Origin of the sequence: Kitasatospora paranensis (assembly GCF_039544005.1) — a bacterium.
Classification (GTDB): Bacteria; Actinomycetota; Actinomycetes; order Streptomycetales; family Streptomycetaceae; genus Kitasatospora; species Kitasatospora paranensis.
Genome location: NZ_BAABKV010000001.1, coordinates 5,617,122 through 5,634,951, shown reverse-complemented (window position 1 = coordinate 5,634,951; position 17,830 = coordinate 5,617,122). Strand labels below are relative to the sequence as shown.

At 70.2% G+C, this 17,830-nt stretch carries 10 protein-coding genes and 4 pseudogenes; 4 read left to right on the top strand and 10 right to left on the bottom strand.

The window, feature by feature from the left end; genetic code table 11:
* Window positions 1–308 precede the first annotated feature (308 nt).
* The 3 genes and pseudogenes from ABEB13_RS26980 to ABEB13_RS26970 all read left to right on the top strand — a co-directional run bounded on the left by ABEB13_RS26980 (window position 309) and on the right by ABEB13_RS26970 (window position 4,628).
* Window positions 309–1,640: a DUF3987 domain-containing protein gene (locus ABEB13_RS26980; RefSeq protein WP_345707527.1), complete on the top strand. Its 1,332-nt coding sequence runs from the start codon at window positions 309–311 to the stop codon at window positions 1,638–1,640.
* A 1,312-nt stretch (window positions 1,641–2,952) separates the two neighbouring features.
* A complete protein-coding gene (locus ABEB13_RS26975; protein WP_345707526.1) occupies window positions 2,953–3,201 on the top strand; it encodes a helix-turn-helix domain-containing protein in 249 nt (82 codons plus the stop codon).
* A gap of 186 nt (window positions 3,202–3,387) precedes the next feature.
* Window positions 3,388–4,628, top strand: a pseudogene (locus ABEB13_RS26970) (tyrosine-type recombinase/integrase).
* Window positions 4,629–4,926: 298 nt separating this feature from the next.
* Here the strand turns inward: ABEB13_RS26970 and ABEB13_RS26965 are convergent.
* The 5 genes from ABEB13_RS26965 to rpsB form a co-directional block, all read right to left on the bottom strand.
* On the bottom strand, window positions 4,927–5,961 hold the full coding sequence (locus ABEB13_RS26965; RefSeq protein WP_380231946.1) for a phosphatidate cytidylyltransferase: 1,035 nt from the start codon (window positions 5,959–5,961) through the stop codon (window positions 4,927–4,929).
* The gene (frr, locus tag ABEB13_RS26960; protein WP_345707524.1) at window positions 5,958–6,515 is read right to left on the bottom strand and encodes a ribosome recycling factor; all 558 of its coding nucleotides are present in this window, start codon (window positions 6,513–6,515) and stop codon (window positions 5,958–5,960) included. Before frr ends, ABEB13_RS26965 begins: the two co-directional genes overlap by 4 nt.
* Window positions 6,516–6,581: 66 nt before the next feature.
* Window positions 6,582–7,346 (bottom strand): UMP kinase, encoded by a 765-nt coding sequence (pyrH, locus tag ABEB13_RS26955; RefSeq protein ID WP_198524003.1) that lies wholly within the window; start codon window positions 7,344–7,346, stop codon window positions 6,582–6,584.
* 296 nt (window positions 7,347–7,642) lie between these two features.
* Window positions 7,643–8,482 carry a translation elongation factor Ts gene (tsf, locus tag ABEB13_RS26950; RefSeq protein WP_100888367.1) on the bottom strand — a complete coding sequence of 280 codons (840 nt, stop codon included), beginning with the start codon at window positions 8,480–8,482 and terminating at the stop codon, window positions 7,643–7,645.
* 132 nt (window positions 8,483–8,614) lie between these two features.
* Window positions 8,615–9,544 carry a 30S ribosomal protein S2 gene (gene rpsB / locus ABEB13_RS26945; RefSeq protein ID WP_345707523.1) on the bottom strand — a complete coding sequence of 310 codons (930 nt, stop codon included), beginning with the start codon at window positions 9,542–9,544 and terminating at the stop codon, window positions 8,615–8,617.
* A 996-nt stretch (window positions 9,545–10,540) separates the two neighbouring features.
* On the opposite strand from rpsB, the pseudogene ABEB13_RS26940 reads away from it, so the two are divergent.
* A pseudogene (locus ABEB13_RS26940) lies at window positions 10,541–10,987 on the top strand (murein hydrolase activator EnvC family protein); the annotation flags it as partial.
* 207 nt (window positions 10,988–11,194) lie between these two features.
* Here ABEB13_RS26940 and ABEB13_RS26935 read toward each other — a convergent pair.
* The 5 genes and pseudogenes from ABEB13_RS26935 to ABEB13_RS26915 all read right to left on the bottom strand — a co-directional run bounded on the left by ABEB13_RS26935 (window position 11,195) and on the right by ABEB13_RS26915 (window position 17,007).
* A complete protein-coding gene (locus tag ABEB13_RS26935) occupies window positions 11,195–11,812 on the bottom strand; it encodes a TetR/AcrR family transcriptional regulator (RefSeq protein WP_345707522.1) in 618 nt (205 codons plus the stop codon).
* A 185-nt stretch (window positions 11,813–11,997) separates the two neighbouring features.
* A pseudogene (gene whiG, locus ABEB13_RS26930) lies at window positions 11,998–12,753 on the bottom strand (RNA polymerase sigma factor WhiG); the annotation flags it as partial.
* A 1,127-nt stretch (window positions 12,754–13,880) separates the two neighbouring features.
* A complete protein-coding gene (dprA, locus tag ABEB13_RS26925; RefSeq protein ID WP_380231945.1) occupies window positions 13,881–15,152 on the bottom strand; it encodes a DNA-processing protein DprA in 1,272 nt (423 codons plus the stop codon).
* Window positions 15,153–15,394: 242 nt separating this feature from the next.
* Window positions 15,395–16,330 (bottom strand): annotated as a pseudogene (locus ABEB13_RS26920) (ATP-binding protein); the annotation flags it as partial.
* 71 nt (window positions 16,331–16,401) lie between these two features.
* Window positions 16,402–17,007, bottom strand: coding sequence for a DUF5919 domain-containing protein (locus ABEB13_RS26915; RefSeq protein ID WP_345707520.1), 606 nt, complete (start codon window positions 17,005–17,007; stop codon window positions 16,402–16,404).
* Between the last annotated feature and the right edge of the window lie 823 nt (window positions 17,008–17,830).

Sequence of the window (17,830 nt, the reverse complement as noted above, 5' to 3'; positions counted from 1 at the left end):
GGCACGGCAGGCACCCGACCGGCCGCCCGACTCCCCTCAAGGAGAAAGCGCTTCTCCGGCCCCGCGCTCACGCGCATCGGTCGCCCTCTGACCTGCACCGATCGGCCGACCGCCGCACCCGACCACCGCCGCCCCGCCCGGGGGCCGGAGAAGCAGCTTCCTCCTTGAGCAGCCGCCCGACCGCCGCACCCGATCGTGAGCGCCCGGTGAGCACCGGTGAGCGCGCTCACGGCAGGCGTGAGCACCGGTGAGCGCCCGCGAGCACACCCCGTCCCGCACGTCCGACTGTCCCGTCTGGAGAGCAGTTGATGAGCCCCGAACTGCACCTGGTCGACCCGACCGAAACCGCCCGACCAACCCGGGCGGGGAACCCGCTCTACGACCCCGCACCCGGCCTCGAACGGCCCAGCCGCCCCGGTCCCGTCCCGGATCCCGCCGTGTTCTGCGGCTGGGTCGGGGAGACCGTCCGCGAACTCGACCCCACCACCGAGGCCGACCCCGTCGCTGTCCTGGTGAACCTGCTCTCCGCCGGAGGCGCGGTCATCGGACCGGGCCCGTTCCTGTGGATCGGCAACGACCGCCACCCCGCACTCATCTGGGCCCTGACCGTCGGCGCGACCGCTGCCGGCCGCAAGGGCGCCGCCTCCAACACCGTGCGCCGCCTGCTCAAGGCCGCCGTCCCGGAGTTCATCGCCACCAACACCCCCTCCGGGCTCTCCTCCGGCGAGGGCCTGATCGAAGCCGTCCGCGACGGCGACACCGACCCCAAGACCGGCAAGGAGAGCGAGGGCGTGCTGGACAAGCGCCTGTGGGTGGTGGAGTCCGAGTACGGCATCACCATGGCCCGCGCCCGCCGCGAAGGCTCCAGCCTCGGGGGCGTGCTGCGGCAGGCATGGAACGGCGAGGACCTGGGCGTGATGAACCGCCAGGCCATGCACGCCACCGCCCCGCACATCGCCCTGATCGGCCACATCTCCCCGCGCGAACTGCGCGCCAAGATGCAGGACAGCGAGCTCGCCGGAGGCACCTACAACCGGTTCCTGCCGGTCTTCGTGCACCGCAACTCGCTGCTGCCCGATGCGGCCGGGGCGCCGGAGAACCTGGTCACCAACCTCGCCTCCGCCTGGCGCACCGTCCTCTCCGATGCCCGCCGCGTCGGCGAAGTGCAGCTCACCGAGCAGGCCGCGCAGCTCTGGCGGGAGGAGGTGTATCCGGCGCTGTCCGGCGGCGAGGACGACGACGGGCCCCTCGCGGAGTTCACCGCCCGCGCCGCCCCCTACGCCAAGCGCACCGCCATGGTCTACGCACTGCTCGACCACAAGCAGCACATCGAAGAGGAGCACCTCCGCGCTGCGTGGGCCCTCATCCGGTACGCCCGGGCGAGTGCCGCGCACATCCTGGGCCCGGCCGCCAGCGGCACCGGTGACCCGAACCTCGACAAGCTCGCAGCTGCCGTCAGAGCGGCCGGGGGTGGTGGCCTGACCCAGTCCGAGGTGCAGGTCATGTTCAAGCGCCAGAACGCCACCCAGCGCGGCGAACTGACCGCCCGCCTGTGCCGGATGGACGGGTACGCCGCCGCACAGCTGCCCGGCGAGGGCCGCCCGCAGACCGTCTACATCTACGCGCCACCGGCCGACTGACCCCCGGTCCGGAAAGGTCGGAAAGGTCGGAAAGCCACCTGACCTGCGAAAACGCGCGGCGGAAAGTGGTCCGGAATGGTCCGGAAAGCCCCCGCCTCATCCGGCCCGCACCCTTCGCGGACCCCTTTCCGGACCTTCCCGGAACACTTTCCGCCAGCCAAAACCCCAGGTCACAGGGCTTTACGACCTTTCCGACCTTTCCGGACCACCCCTGAGAACGGAGAACCCCATGATCACCACCACCAGCAGCCCCCGGCCGTCCAGAAAGCTGGACGCCACCGCCCCAGGCACGCCCTGCCCCCGGGCCCGCTCCCCACCACCCCATCCGGCTCTTAAGAGCCGGGGCAGACCCCGCGGCCGAGCCGCCTGGAGCCCGCTAACGCTAGCGGGGCACCCCGCTAGCGTTAGCGGCCCCGATAGCGGCCCGGACCGTCCCCGAGCAGGCGGTTAGCGGTTAGCGGCACCAGCGGCCGGCAGCCCGGAATCCCGCCCTGAGCGGGGATTCGCGTCAGGGAGGACGCCAGGGAGGCAGGGAGTTCTCCCTGACCGCCTCCCTGACCCACCGCACCCGCTCCGGCCAGCACAAACCGCCTCCCAGGGAGGCAGGGAGGCACCCCACCACAGGCCGCCAGACCCCCAGGAATCCGCATCTCCTGGCCACCCCGGGCGCCTCCCTCCCCGCCCCCTAGGGCCCCGCCGGGCCTGCTATCGATAGCACGCCCGCCCGCTATCGATAGCAGGCCCGATAGCGGCCCATCCGGGCCCTGACCAGGCACCTAGCAGATAGCAGGCCCGCCGGCCGAACCGCCGAAACGGCCCCAGCCCCCGCCATCAGGGGGAGGCCGGGGAAAGCAGCCTTCCCCGGCCCCCGCCCCAGCCGCGCCGACCCACCCTGACCCGCCCCAGCCTCCCGCCCCTTGATGCACTCCACCCCGCCGGACCGATCACGCACAGCTACCGGGTAGTGGGTAGTGGGGCGCCCCAGTAGGCGCCCCGAGGGCACCCCGGGGCCCGAATCGGCCCTCCCACTGAGGATTCCCCAGTACCCACTACCCAGTAGGGCCACGGAGCGTGACAGGCCGTCCGGCCGGCGCCCGGCCGCTTGCGCAAGCGGCCCACCGTGCTTGCGCAAGCACCACCGATAGCGGCCCCAAACCGCCACGACCAGCAGGAAAGCAGCAAGCACCTCGGGCGGCGGCTCCGCTGACAAGCAAGAGGAGCACCCCGCCGGGGGCTCGGTGCTCCTCTTGCTTGTCGGCGGACACCGGAACCCGGCCCACACCACCCAACAGACCCGCGAGGAGAGCGCAGCATGCCCCGCCGCACCGCCAGCGTCACCGCACTGCCCGCCGCCGCACCCTCGGCCGAGCCCCTCGCCCTGCCCGTCCGCTTCCTCACCCCCGAAGACGTCGCCGCGCTGTTCGGCGTGCCGCTGGAGACCGTCTACCAGTGGCGCCGCAAGCGCACCGGCCCGCCCGGATTCCGCGCCGGCCGTCACGTGCGCTACCACCCCGACGCAGTCGCCCGGTGGGTCGCCGACCAGAGCCGCACCGCCGCCTGAGACCCGCTACCGGTAGCGGGCCACCCCGCTACCGGTAGCACCACCACTACCGACCCACACACGCCCTGATCAGGCCGCTAGCAGCTAGCGGCCCTCCCCCGGCACGCCCAAAAACAGCCCAGAAGGACCCCGCGTGACCCCGCCCAGCACCGCTACCACCCGACCCGCCCCCAAGGAGCCTGACCCATGGCCGGACACATCCAAGACCGCTGGTACAAAACCGAGACCGGCCCCGACGGCAAGCCCCGCCGCGTCCGCAGCGACCGCTACGGCACCGGCAAGCGCTACCGGGCCCGCTACGTCGGACCGGACGGCAGCGAGAAGAGCAAGTCGTTCGCCGACAAGGAACGTCGCCTTGCCGAGCTTTGGCTCGCCCAGGTCCGCGCCGACATGTCACGCGGCCAGTACATCGATCCCAAGGCGGCGCGCACGACCTTCCAGCAGTTCGCGGAGCGATGGCTCAGTGTGCAGACCACCGACCCCGCAACACAGGTGCTTGTGGAGACCCGGCTACGGCTGCACGCCTTCCCGCGGATCGGGCGACGACCGCTCGACTCGTTCCGGCCCTCGCACGTTCAGGAGTTGGTCAGGGACCTGGAGGACAGCTCGCTGTCAGGGTCTTACGCCCGGAACATCTACTCCGACGTACGGTCGGTGCTGTCGGCGGCCGTGGATGACGGGCTCCTAAGCCGGAACCCGTGCGGGGCGCAGTCGGTACGCCCGCCGGCTGCCGACTCCCGGCGTGTCGTCCCTTGGCTCCCGGAGCAGGTACTCGCGGTCCGTGCCGCGCTCCCGGAGCGGTACCGGGCCATGGCAGACCTGGGTGCCGGGTGCGGTCTCCGTCAGGGCGAGATCATCGGTCTCGCAGAGGATGACGCCATCGACTTCGAGACGGGGACCGTCCGCGTGCTTCGGCAGGTGAAGCTCATCCGGGGGAAGGCGGTGTTCGCGCCGCCGAAGTGCAACAAGGAGCGGGACGTGCCGCTCCCCGGTCGGTGGCCGCCTCCCTGCGTGGCCACATGGACGGCTTCAGGCCGGTGCCGATCACGCTTCCGTGGAGGATTCCGGACGGTCCGAAAGTGACCTTCCGCCTGCTCTTCAGCAACACAGCCGGCGGCCTGGTCTGGAAGAGCAACTTCAACCTCCAGGACTGGAAGCCTGCCATCGCTGCCGGAGGGCTCATCCCGACGCCCCGTCCGGGCGAGTCCTACGCCTCCGCCCGCGAGCACGGCATGCATGCCCTGCGGCACTTCTACGCATCGGTGTTGCTGGACGCCGGGGAGAGCATCAGGGCAGTCAGCGACTACCTCGGCCATGCCGACCCAGCCCTGACCCTCCGGGTGTACGCCCACCTCATGCCGAACAGCCAGGACCGTACGCGGAAGGCCGTCGACCGGCTCTTCTCCCCTGGCGAAGAGACCAGCTGACGGCCCAGAGACGGCCCAGCGCCAACACGGAAGCCCCCTTCCAGCGGAGAAACCGCAGGTAGGGGGCTTTTCGTCATCTCTCCGGAGCTTGTTCTCCGGGCTTAGGCATGGTCCAACCAGTGTCGCAGATCCGGAGGGATGGCCCGTGTCCCGCTTGGCGCGGAGGGGCCGGCACCGGCCGACGTCCGTCGTCGTCGGCGCGGTCCGCCGTGCTCGCGAACGGCCGAAGGCCCCGGCCGCGTCGCGTCCGGGGCCCTCGGCGGGGCGCTGCGGCGGTCACGGCCGCCGACCGACGGGGTCAGCCGCCGACGAACGCGGTCAGCAGCAGCCAGACCACCGGGGCGGTCGGCAGCAGCGAGTCCAGCCGGTCCATGATGCCGCCGTGGCCGGGCAGCAGGGCGCCCATGTCCTTGATGCCCATGTCCCGCTTGATCATCGACTCGGCGAGGTCGCCGAGCGTCGCGGTGACCGCCGCGCAGCCGCCCAGGATCAGGCCCTGCCACCAGCGGCCGTCGTCGATCACGTACTGCATCAGCAGCGCGCCCGCGATCATCGAGAGGCCGATGCCGCCGGCCAGGCCCTCCCGGGTCTTGCCGGGGCTGATGGTCGGCGCGAGCTTGTTCCGCCCGAACTTGTAGCCCACGGCGTACGCGCCGGTGTCACTGCAGATGGTGACGACGAGGAAGAGCAGGATCCGCCACGAACCGTCGTCCGCGGCCAGCATCAGAGCCACGAAACTGGCCAGGAACGGCACGTAGAACGCGGTGAAGATGCCCGCCGTTATGTCGCGCAGGTAGTTCTCCGGCGGCCGGCTCATCCGCCAGACGAGCACCGCAAGGCCGGTCAGCGCGAGCGCCGCCGCGGACCACTGGCCGCCGACCAGGTAGCCGAGCAGCGGCATCGCGACCGCCCCGGCCACCAGCGGCACCAGCGGGACGTGCACGCCCTTGGTCTCCGCCAGTCGGCTGTTCAGCTCCTGGACACCCACCGCGACGGCCGCGATCACCACGACCAGGAAGAGGGCCTTCACCACGAAGAGCGAGGCGACGATCACCGCACCCAGGCCGACCCCCACGCCTATCGCGGCCGGAAGGTTGCGACCACCGCGCTGCTTGCGGGGCTGCTGGTCGGGTTGGGCCACGGGTTTCTCCTGCGCGGGGGGCATGGTCTGAGTCTGTGCCGCAGTGCCCCTTCGGTACACCACTGGCTGCTGCGAGTGACCCGTTCGGAACCGGCGCGACGCGTCGCGGGGGTCACCCGCAGCAGAGAACTCGGCGGCGAGCGTCGTGCTGAGGCCCCCGGAGCCGTCGGCGGCGGGGGCGTCGTCGGTCAGACTTCGAGAAGCTCGGCTTCCTTGTGCTTCAGCAGCTCGTCGATCTGGGCCACGTAGCGGGCCGTGACGTCGTCGAGCTCCTTCTCGCCGCGGCGGCCCTCGTCCTCGCCGATCTCGCCGTCCTTGACGAACTTGTCGATGGCGTCCTTGGCCTTGCGGCGGACGGAGCGGATCGAGACCCGGGCGTCCTCGCCCTTGCCGCGGGCGACCTTGATGTACTCCTTGCGGCGCTCCTCGGTCAGCTGCGGGAAGGTCACGCGGATGATCGAGCCGTCGTTGGACGGGTTGACGCCCAGGTCGGAGTCGCGGATCGCCTGCTCGATGTTGCGCAGGGCGCTCTTGTCGAACGGCGTGATGACCGCCATCCGGGGCTCCGGGACGGAGAAGGAGGCGAGCTGGTTGATGGGGGTCAGCGCACCGTAGTAGTCCGCGACGATCTTGTTGAACATGGCCGGGTGCGCCCGCCCGGTGCGGATGGCGGCGAAGTCGTCCTTGGCGACCGCGACGGCCTTCTCCATCTTCTCCTCGGCCTCGAGGAGGGTCTCTTCGATCACTGTCTGCTCCCTGTCCGGTTCATCTGCTGTAGTCCCGTACCGGTGCCCCGGACGGCTGATTGCTGCTCAGGGCCGGGCGGAGTCCTGGCTGATGAGTGTGCCGATCTTCTCACCCCGCACCGCCCTGGCGATATTGCCCTCGGCGAGGAGCTCGAAGACCAGGATCGGCAGGTCGTTGTCCTTGCACAGGGTGATCGCGGTCAGGTCCGCCACCTTGAGGTCCCGCGAGATCACCTCGCTGTAGTCCAGCGCGTCGAACTTCACGGCGGCGTGGTTGGTGCGCGGGTCGGAGTCGTAGACGCCGTCGACGCCGTTCTTGCCCATCAGCAGGACCTCGGCGTGGACCTCCAGGGCGCGCTGGACGGCCGTGGTGTCGGTGGAGAAGTAGGGCATGCCCATCCCCGCGCCGAAGATCACCACGCGGCCCTTCTCCAGGTGGCGCACGGCGCGCAGCGGGAGGTACGGCTCGGCGACCTGACCCATGGTGATGGCGGTCTGGACCCGGGTCTCGATGCCTTCCTTGATCAGGAAGTCCTGGAGCGCCAGGCAGTTCATCACCGTGCCGAGCATGCCCATGTAGTCGGAACGGGCCCGGTCCATGCCGCGGACCTGCAGCTCCGCGCCGCGGAAGAAGTTGCCGCCGCCGATCACGACGGCGACCTCGGTGCCGGCGCGGACGACCGTGGCGATCTCACGGGCGATCGCGTGCACCACGTCCGGGTCCACGCCGAGCCCGCCGCCACCGGCGAACGCCTCGCCCGACAGCTTCAGCAGCACCCGCCGACCGGAGCTGTCCTGCGTGTCCGGACCGGTCTCCTGCGTCTCCTGCATGGCCTTCTCCTTCTTCACCTGCGGGCTCGCAGGGCTGCATGTGCCGCTCAGAACGCCGGGAGTGCGGTGCCCGGCCCTGTGCACTCGTGCTGGGTGCGTGCACACTCACCGCGTACACGCGAGGAGGCCACTGCCGCGGGAACCGGTACGGTCTCCTGCACGGCAATGGCCTCCTCGTCGTTCATGGTGCCGACGCGCCCCCACGGGGTGCTGGAGAGCCGATCGGCGCGTTCCTGACCGCGCGGGGCGGTCCGGGCCCTTCCTACCTTAGGCCGGAAGCGCTACGGAACAGGTACTCAGGCGCCGACGCGGAAGCGGACGAAGCGCTTGAGGGTGACGCCCGCCTCGTCGAGGACCTTGGCGACGGACTTCTTGTTGTCCTTGGCGAACGCCTGCTCGAGGACGGCGTTCTCCTTGACGAAGCCGGTCACGCGGCCTTCGACGATCTTCGGCAGGGCAGCCTCGGGCTTGCCCTCCTCACGCGCGGTGGCCTCGGCGACGCGACGCTCGTTCTCGAGGTCCTCGGCCGGGATCTCCTCGCGGGAGAGGTACTTCGGGGCGAACGCGGCGATGTGCTGCGCGACGTCCTTCGCGACCTCGGCGTTCTCCTTGTCGAGCTCGACCAGGACACCGATGGTGGGCGGCAGGTCCGGGTCGGACTTGTGCATGTAGACGCCGACGAAGCCCTCGCCGTCGAACTGCGCGAAGCGACGGAAGACGATCTTCTCGCCCAGGGTCGCGTTGGCCTCGTCCACGAACTGCTGGACGGTCTGGCCGGCGGCGATCTCGGAGGCCAGCGCGGTCTCCAGGTCGGCCGGGGAGGTGGCGGCGACGTGCGCGGCGATCGCGTTCGCGACCTCGACGAACTTGCCACCCTTGGCGACGAAGTCGGTCTCGCAGTTGAGCTCGACCAGGACGCCGGCCTTGTTGCCCTCGGCGATCAGCGAGGCGACGGCGCCGTTGGAGGCGTCACGGCCCTCGCGCTTGGCAACGCCCTTCTGGCCCTTGATGCGGAGGAGCTCGACGGCCTTCTGAACGTCGCCCTCGGCCTCGTCCAGGGCCTTCTTGCAGTCCATCATGCCGGCGCCGGTGAGCTCACGGAGCTTCTTGACGTCCGCGGCGGTGAAGTTCGCCATGGTAGTGATCTCTTCTCGCGTCTCGCGTGTCTGCGTGGGGTGGTGCCGGGACCGCTGGTTCGGTCCCGGCACGGGAGAGAGGGGCACCTACCGGTGTCGTACCCGGCGCGGTGCCCCTCACCCTGTGGTACGTCAGGCCTGCTCGGCCTCGGCAGCCGGAGCCTCGGCCGGAGCCTCGGCCGGAGCCTCGGCGGGGGCCTCGGCAGCGTCGGCGGCCGGAGCCTCGACAGCGGCGGGGGCCTCGGCGGCGGCGTCAGCGGCGGGGGCCTCGGCAACCTCGGCGGCCTTCTGGCCCTCGATGATGTCCTTCTCCCAGTCGGCGAGCGGCTGGTCGGCGCCCGGCTCGGCCTTGGTGTCGCCCTTGGCGACACCGGCGCGGGACTTCAGGCCCTCGGCGACGGCGTCGGCGATCACGCGGGTCAGCAGGGTGACGGAGCGGATCGCGTCGTCGTTGCCCGGGATCTTGTAGTCGACCTCGTCGGGGTCACAGTTGGTGTCGAGGATGGCGACGACCGGGATGTTGAGCTTCCGGGCCTCGCCGACCGCGATGTGCTCCTTCTTGGTGTCCACGATCCAGACAGCGCTGGGAACGCGCTGCATGTCGCGGATACCGCCGAGGGTCTTCTCCAGCTTGTCGTACTCGCGCTGGAGGACCAGGAGCTCCTTCTTGGTGAGGCCGGAGCCGGCCACATCCGTGAAGTCGATCTCGCCGAGCTCCTTGAGGCGCTGCAGACGCTTGTAGACGGTCGAGAAGTTGGTCAGCATGCCGCCGAGCCAGCGCTGGTTGACGTAGGGCATGCCCACGCGCGCGGCCTGCTCGGCGATGGCCTCCTGGGCCTGCTTCTTGGTGCCGACGAAGAGGATGCTGCCGCCGTGGGCAACGGTCTCCTTGACGAACTCGAAGGCGCGGTCGATGTAGTTCAGCGACTGCAGGAGGTCGATGATGTAGATGCCGTTGCGCTCCGTGAAGATGAAGCGCTTCATCTTCGGGTTCCAACGACGGGTCTGGTGACCGAAGTGGACGCCGCTCTCCAGCAGCTCCCGCATCGTGACGACGGCCATAGCCGTGCTCCTCAGTTCTTCGCCCGACACGCCGCTCCGCAGGAACGGGGTACCGGGACTCTCGGTTGTGTTCGCGGCTGTCGGGTGACTGCCGCGCCTGACGCCCCGTACGTGCCAAGCCGCCGATACCTGGCGGCACGGGGCCGTGACAGGCTCGGTGGACCGAGCGGCACTCGCACCGGTGAGGCCCGACCTGCCCCCTCACGGGGACGGTCGCTCCACCGGTGGCGGGGCGTGCGAAGTCGACCCGGTGGACCGGGTCGCGTGTGAAGTGTACGGGAAGGGCCGAGCAGCGGGCGACTCCGGCAGAAATGCCGGAAACGGTCGGTCGGGCGCGCGGGCCCGCCGGAAGAGGTCAGGGGTTTCTGCGGACGGGGAGCCGGGGAGCCGGTGGCGGGGGTGCGCCGGTGGCAGCGGAGGGGCAGGAGGTGTGGCGGGGCAGGGGGTGTGGCGGGGCAGGAGGCGCCGACGGAAGGGGGAGGAAGGAAAGAAAGGAAAGGCGCGGGTGGAGGGGCCCTCCGGGCTTGTGCCCACGGCGAGCCGACCATCACGCCGCAGGCCCGATGTTCGCCCGTGCGAGTGACTCACGTTCTCCACAGGGCGGGTTTGTCCACAGGGATCCGGGAGGCCGTGGCGGAAGGTCGGCCGCGCAGCCAGCCTGCTGCGCATGAGTGCTTGCCGTGTTGCCGCGCCGCTGGTGTTCCCGCCGGTCGCGCCGTTGTCCATGTCCGCAGCACCCCGGCCGCCCGAGCCGCCGCGGCCGGACCTGTGGCAGTTGCTGATGCTGCTCACCCTGCTTGCCACCAGCCTGCTGACCGTGGCCGTCCACCCCCACGGAGCGGGCACAGCCGAGCTGCGCCTACCGTCGAAGTTGCCTTCGCAGATTCGTTCGCAGATTCCCTCGGGAGCCGGCGCAGGGGCGTCGCCCTCCCCCGGACGGGGGGCGGAGGTGAACCGAGAGCGGTCAGCTCCGCCAGCACGGTCCGGTCTGTGAGGATGGTCAGGACTTACGGTGTCCTCGGCGACCGCGGGATGCCCGGGGCGTTCCGGGTGCCGCGGGTGTCCGGGGCCGGCGGCGTGGCTGGGGTCCGGACATGGCCGGTAGGTGGGCCGGAAGGCCTACTGCGCCGGTTCGAGGCCCCTGCCGTGCGCTGGGGAGCGGGCCACCGCGGGGTCGACCTCTCGACCGCCCCGGGCGCCCCGGTACGAGCAGCGGCCCCTGGTGTGGTGTCGTTCGCGGGGACGGTCGCCGGCACTTCCGTGGTGACGGTCACGCACCCCGGCTCGGGCAGTCCTGCCCTGCGGACGACCTACCTCCCGGTCGAGGGAACACTGCCCGTGGGCACCGCTGTGGACGCAGGCGAGATCATCGGGACGATGGGTGCCGCATCGAGCCACTGCCCGGTGAGCTGCCTTCACTGGGGGCTCCTCCGGGGCACGCGATACCTCGACCCGCTCGCCCTTCTGGGCTCCGGCCGGGCCCGGCTGCTCCCGCTCGACGGAGTCACGGGCAGGACGTCGTCCTCAGCCGACTCCGTCGGGGCGGCCAGCTCGGCCCCGGAACGGGTCGGCGCTGCCGCAAGCCCGGTTGGCTCGGACACGGGTCCGGTCGGCCCGGCTGCCCCGCCGGTGGTCGGACCCAGCGCCGGTTCAGAGCCGCCGGGAGGTAGGAGCGCGAGTCGACTCAGCCGTGCCGAGTCCGTGCAGCGCCAACGCGACGGTCACCTCTGCGATCACGCCTGCCTCCTCGGCACCGACCCGCTCGGCTTGCCGAACTGCTGCCTCGACCGCGCCCTGCAACACAACCGCGGCAAGCCGGGGATGCTCGTGACCAAGATCCGCCAGGGACTTCACCACCAATGTCACCAGACTGCTGTGGGCCGACCGAATGCGCTCACGGGCGGCATCGTCCAACTCCAGTTCCGAGATCGCCACCACCGCCCTGTGCCTCGGGTCGGAAGCCAGTTGGAGCTGCCCCCGGACGTACGCTTCGATCCGCTCACCGGCACTGTCACAGGCTGCCATGCCGGCTTCGATCTCGGCCGCCCAGAGCGGGAGATCGGTCGCGCAGAGTTCCTCCACCACCGCAGCACGGGAGCGGAAATACTCGTAGACCGACGAGCGGGCCAGCCCCGTCCGCACAGCGAGAGCGGCGAAGGTCAGAGCATCCCGACCACCCTCGACCAGGAGAGCGCGGGCAGCGTCGAGCAGTGCTGCCCGCTGCAATTGGCGATGCTCGGCCACGGTGGCCGCCCGGATCTTCGGCACGCCTCTACTGTACGGAGCCTCACACCGGCACCGACCCTCACCACGCAATCGGGCTGACAGGACGGCCCGACAGGACAGGCCGGTATGACAGGCCGGCAGGATGCGTCGCTCAGCGAACCCAGCTGTGTTCCAGAAGGCGCAGTTCTCGATCGCTTGCCGGCTGAACCTCTCCCTCAGCAGGCGTGTCAGCGCACGTCCGACAGCTTGGCGCGCAACTGCAGCACCGATTTGGTGTGGATCTGACTCACCCGGCTCTCCGTCACCCCCAGGACCTGTCCGATCTCCGCCAGGGTGAGCCCCTCGTAGTAGTAGAGGGTCACCACGGTCTTCTCCCGCTCCGGCAGGGTGTTGATGGCAGTGGCGAGCAGCCGGCGAAGCTCCCGGTCCTCGGCAATCTCCACCGGGTTGTCGGCACCGATGTCCTCCAACGTGTCCATGAGGGTCAGCGAGTCGCCGCTGTCCCCCACGGAGTGGATCAACTCATCCAGGGCCACGACATTGGCGAGCGACAGTTGGGAGAAAATGGTGTGGAGGTCGTCGAGCGTGATGCCCATCTCCGCCGCCACCTCTGGCTCGTGCGGCGTACGCCGCAGCTTCGCCTCCAGGGTGGCGTACGTCCTCTCGACGGCCTTCGCCTTCTGTCGCACCGACCTCGGGATCCAGTCCAACGCGCGCAGTTCATCGATGATCGCGCCACGGATCCGGCTGATGGCATACGTCTCGAACTTGATCGCGCGGTCGATGTCGAACTTTTCGATCGCGTCGATCAGCCCGAAGACCCCTGAGGAGACGAAATCCGCCTGCTCGACATTGGCCGGAAGCCCGACGCCCACCCGGCCGGCCACGTACTTCACCAACGGCGAGTAGTGCAGGATCAATTGCTCCCGCAGCCGGGCGTCTCCACTCTCCTTGTAGGAGCGCCAGAGCGTTTCCAGTGCACTTCGCTCGGGCGAGTCCGGGCGGGACCCCTGGCGATGTGGCCCTCGGGACCCACTTCCCGGGCTCGGGCTGGAGCTCGGGTTCGGGCCTGTGCCAGGGCCGGTGCTGGCACCTGTACTGGGGCTGGGGTTGGGCAAGCGGGTTGATGCCACGCGCGCCGTGGTACTGGCTCCCGACCGGTTCAGGTCGGTGTCGTGTCCCGGGTGCCGGTCGGCTTGGTCGTGGCAAGCAGCGGGGTGCTCATCAGGTTGGATGATGTCGGGAACGCGCGCATGTCCTCGATCCCCAGATCCCGAAGGCCGCACTCGGCCAACGCCGGGACGCCCCGGACTCGACCCACGACCAGGTGCCGGAGCCGGGACCGACCCCATCTCTGAATCGGCCGGGCTGCCCGCGCTGCCCGAGTCGGCGCGGCCGATGCTGCCTGTACGGGCCGAATCTGTCGCCCTGGTCGGGTCGGCAGCCGCAGCCGAGGCTGAAGCGGCCGACAACGCTTGTCCGGGCCGCCCTTGCGGGTGCCACCCGGACACCCCGGCATCCGCTTCGCGGGCGCCGCGGCGAGCCTCAGGGGGACGGGGCGCATGACTGTGCGTCGGCTCGACCTCACGCCCCCGCCCGTCGCCAGGAGCACCGCCGGCCCCGGTACCAGTGCTGGATCCCGCCGGGTTCTCGCTGCTGCGGCTCGTTGCCCGGGCGCCGGCGGGGGCACCGCGTCCGCTGATGGAATTCCCGACGCGGAGAGTCGAGGGCGCGCGCCCGATGGCCCCTCCATCGACACCTCGTCGATTTCTGGTCGACTGCGCGGTCGCGACTGTCCCGCCGACCCCGTGGGCTCCAGCATCGTCGGCGTCAGCGGTGCAGCATCCGCTGCGGGACGGGCCTCGGCCCCCGCCCGGCCCGCAGACCGGGCGTCACCGGTCACCCTGTGTCCCGGAATGTTTGTGGGCATGCGTTGGTCTGCGCCGTTCTGCCGAGTCATGTGCTGATAGGGAAGCCACAAAGGAGCGTAGCGTGACCATACCGCTGCAGTGTGCTACCGCCACTCGGTCGTCCCCCGATCCGGTGGCGTGCCCGGCGCGTCGTCGCGATACGCGCCGGGCACGGCTTCACCTCCGGCGGTCCGACGCGCTCACGGATCACGACTGACCGGGCCGCGGCGGCGCACCAACCGCCAGTGAGCGCCGCATCGTTCGACATAGCCGAGCGATGCCAGTTCGTAGAGCCGCTGGAGCACTGTGTCCGGCGCCACGCCGGACTGCTGAGACAGCCGTTCCACCGGCGCGCCGTCGGCACTGGCGGGCACGGCTTCCAGAACACGCGCAACGGCCGGTTCCAGCAGATCGCGCGGGACGACCGGCCCCGTTCTGACCGGCGCAAGGTCCTCTCCGATCGCACCGATCAGCTCCACGATCTCAGCCGCATCGGTGACCAGACTCGCCGCGCCGCTGCGGATGAGGGCGTGCACGCCGGCGGAGAGCTCGGAAGTCACCGGCCCCGCTACTCCCATCGTGTGACGGTTGAGGTCCCGGGCCCGTCGGGCGGTGCTCAGCGCGCCGCTGCGAAGCGCTGCCTCGATGACGACCGTCCCGCGGGTCAGAGCTGCGATCACTCGATTGCGCAGCACGAAGCGAAATCGGTTGGGGTGAGTGCCGGGTGGGAACTCACTGATGAGCAGGCCCTGCTCGGAGATCCGACGGATGAGCTCCGAGTTGCCGGGCGGGTAGGCCGTGTCGACCCCGCAGGCCAGCACACCGATGGTGGCTCCCCCTACGGCGAGCGTGCCCCGGTGTGCGGCCGCGTCGATGCCGTACGCCGCCCCGGACACCACCACCCACCCCCGTTCGGCGAGTTGTGCAGAGATCTCCCCTGCCACGTGCGCGCCGTACACCGAGCAGGCGCGGGCACCGACCACGGCCACGGAGCGAAGCGCGAGCAGGCGCAGCGATCCCGTGCCCCGTACCCACAGCCCCACCGGCCTGCCATCACCGAGGTCGTCCAACTGACTGGGCCATTCGGGGTCTCCCGGGATCAGGAACCTCCCACCGCCGCCTCGGATGCGGTTGAGGTCAGCGATCGGGTCGACCCCTGGGAGGCGGTTCCGGTAGTCGGCCAGCCGGTCCGGATCGAGGCCCAACGGGCCGAGCGCGAGCCGGCCCCGGATGGCGTCGATGACGTTGGTCGCCCCGTGATGGACGAGCCAGCGCCCCATCACCGCGTCGCCGGGCTCGATCAGCCGAGTCAGGGCAGCTCGCGCGATGCGCTCCGGCTCCGGTGTGGGTGCCGCCCCCGCCTGCGTCGGCGCAGGTGGCGATCCGGCACCGAAGGACGAGCGAGCCGGCGGCCGGAGCTGGGCTGGCGGGGACATCAGGGGCTCCGGTGGAGTGGGCGGAGGCAGCAGCATCGGGGGCGGTGAGGTCTGCGGGGGCAGTGGGGTCTGCGGCGGAGGGGTCCACGGTGGACTCAACGACGGTGACGTCCGTGACTCCGTCGGCGGCGCGGGCGTCGAGGCGAACGTCTCGGGCATCTCGGCCTGCTGCTCGGGGTGACTGGATGTGGTGATCGCGTGCTTCATTGGCGTCTCCTCAGCGGACGAACAGCGGCAGTCGGGACCGGTACAGCGGCTACGGGGAAGGGGAGGGCAGGTCAGGGCTCACCACCCAGGTCGAGGTCCGAGTCCGCGGGGTGGGCGGCCGGCCGGTCCATCAGGGAGTGGCCGCGCTGAACACCGGTGCGCAGGGCAAGTCCGGTGAGAACGTCAGCCCGCCCTGGCCTGTCCCGTCCGGCGAGATCGGCGATCGTCCACGACACTCTGAGCACCCGGTCGAGACCGCGGGCGGTCAGCAAACCTCGTTCCAGATCACGCTCGGCATCCACCAGAGCCCCCGGCGACAGTTGCCATCGCGTGCGGAGCTCATGTCCAGGGACCTCTGCGTTGGTCCGCCAAGGCGTGTCGACCAGTCGCGCGGCGGCACGCTCGCGAGCCGCGCGCACCCGGGCGGCAACCGTCGCGGTGGACTCGGCGGTGCGATCGCGAGCCATCAGCTCGGCCTTGGTCACGGACGACACCTGGACCTGAAGGTCAACGCGGTCCAGCAGCGGGCCGGACAGGCGAGCCTGGTAGCGATTGACCATCGTCGGCGTGCACTCGCAGCCCTGACCCCTCATCGAGTGCCGGCCGCACGGACAGGGATTCGCCGCCAAGCAGAGCAGGAACCGCGCCGGCAGACGCATCGAGCCGGCCGAGCGGGCAATCATGACCTCACCCGATTCCAGCGGCTGGCGCAGCGCGTCAAGCACCCGAACCGGGAACTCGGGCGCCTCGTCGAGGAAGAGGACCCCGCGGTGCGCGAGGGATACGGCGCCCGGACGGGGGAACCCGGTGCCTCCGCCGACGATGGCGGGCATCGTGGTGGAGTGGTGGGGTGCGCAGTAGGGCGGGCTGTCGACCAGTGGACGGCCGGGCGGCAACAGGCCGGCGACCGAGTGCACGGCAGTGACCTCCAAGGCCTCCGTCTGGGTCAACGGGGGCAACAGCGACGGCAGTCGTTCCGCCAGCATGGTCTTGCCCGCACCCGGCGGGACGCAGTGAACGATATACGAGTCCAGGCATGCCTATATAGAGAGGTCAGTGCAACGTTCCTACACCTGTCTCAGCAGGGCTGTCCGCGCTCCCACAGCTCCTCGGCGTGCTCAGCGAACCTGTCGAACATGCCCCCGTCCTGCTGCCGACGCAGGTGCATCATCGGGGAGTCATGGCCTACGAACCGGGCCAGGTGAGGAGTTACCAGCGCCTGAGCGTCAAAGCGGAACACGGAGAGGCTGACGTGGTTCGTGGCGTCGTCCGATGCGCTGAGGCGCGCTTCCACGCCTTCAACATCGCGCAGCTTGGCCAGGTTCTCCAGGGTGATCCGGATGCGGGTAGAGACGGTGAGGGCAACGTCTTCGATCCGCTCGCGCTGCGCCGTGGTCTCGCTACTGGGGTCGCCCAGCAGGAACCGCACGCGGCAGCCGGCCTGAGCCTTGGCGCGCAGAGTTCCGAGGAAGTTGGGCTGCTCCAACCACAAGAAATAGTTCGTATATCCGGCGAACAGCAGGTCAGCCTTGGCTTCGCTGATCAGCTGGCCCCACGCAGAGGACGGGCAGGCCGAGCGGTAGGGGTAGACGGAGACGATCTCTCGATCTGGGCCGGTCTTGATCGCCGACCGAACGACGTTCGGCCACAGCATTGCTTCATTCACCCCTAGCGCTTCGCTCACGTCCGCCCGGTTCCGTGGGTGAGGGACCAGAGCCGCATCTGTCAGCCATCGTTCCACCGTCTTCGGTGCCACCCCCACGCGGGTAGCCAGCTGACGGGCACTCAACCGCGCGTCCCCCATAGCTCGGCGCAGGGCAGTGTTCAAGGGGTCCCCCGGGACATTTGGGCGTTCTTCGACGCTACCGCCCAGCAGGTATCAGCGTCCCGGATTTGCCCCCTGATCTCGCCTGAATGGAGCGGTACACATGCGTCATAGCCAAGCTTGACCAGCGAGATGGAGCCGAACGTTGAGCGAAGTGGAGAGTGAGACAGCGCGGCTGCGCACTACTCGCGTGGAAGCCGAGCAGGCGGCGGACGCCGTGGAGACAGCTTGGAAACTGGCGGGTCTGCCAGCCAGCCCCGGGGTGATGCCAGTAGTCAGCGGGCGCGGCCTTCGCGCTGGACCGCACGTCTCGCTTGGGGGCTGCCACGCTGCTACGGCCCGCGCGCTGGCCGACGTGCTTACCGAGTACGCCCGCCTGACTGGCAGGCTGATCGATGGCGAGTCTCGCGGCCTACTCGCAACCATCCTCGCTGAGGCAGGCGCCGAGCCGGCGCTTCCAGGCGACGGCTACACCCTTGTTTCTCGGGAGTTGCCCTCATGACGCAGAACTGGCAGCCGAGCGTCGGGCAGGCGGCATACGACCAGCAGTCGGGCCAGACAGTACGAGTCATGGCGGTGCACAGCTTCGGTGTGTTCGTCCGGCCCCTCAAGGGTGGACGGGAGAGCATCACGAAGCGCCGCTACCTCCTACCACCGAACGACGCGCCTGAAGGTGCCCAAC

Excerpts from the sequence above, each read along its gene's own strand:
- tsf (WP_100888367.1), bottom strand. The coding sequence starts at position 8,482 with ATGGCGAACTTCACCGCCGCGGACGTCAAGAAGCTCCGTGAGCTCACC.
- dprA (WP_380231945.1), bottom strand. The coding sequence starts at position 15,152 with ATGCTGCTGCCTCCGCCCACTCCACCGGAGCCCCTGATGTCCCCGCCA.
- ABEB13_RS26975 (WP_345707526.1), top strand. The coding sequence starts at position 2,953 with ATGCCCCGCCGCACCGCCAGCGTCACCGCACTGCCCGCCGCCGCACCC.
- ABEB13_RS26980 (WP_345707527.1), top strand. The coding sequence starts at position 309 with ATGAGCCCCGAACTGCACCTGGTCGACCCGACCGAAACCGCCCGACCA.
- rpsB (WP_345707523.1), bottom strand. The coding sequence starts at position 9,544 with ATGGCCGTCGTCACGATGCGGGAGCTGCTGGAGAGCGGCGTCCACTTC.
- pyrH (WP_198524003.1), bottom strand. The coding sequence starts at position 7,346 with ATGCAGGAGACGCAGGAGACCGGTCCGGACACGCAGGACAGCTCCGGT.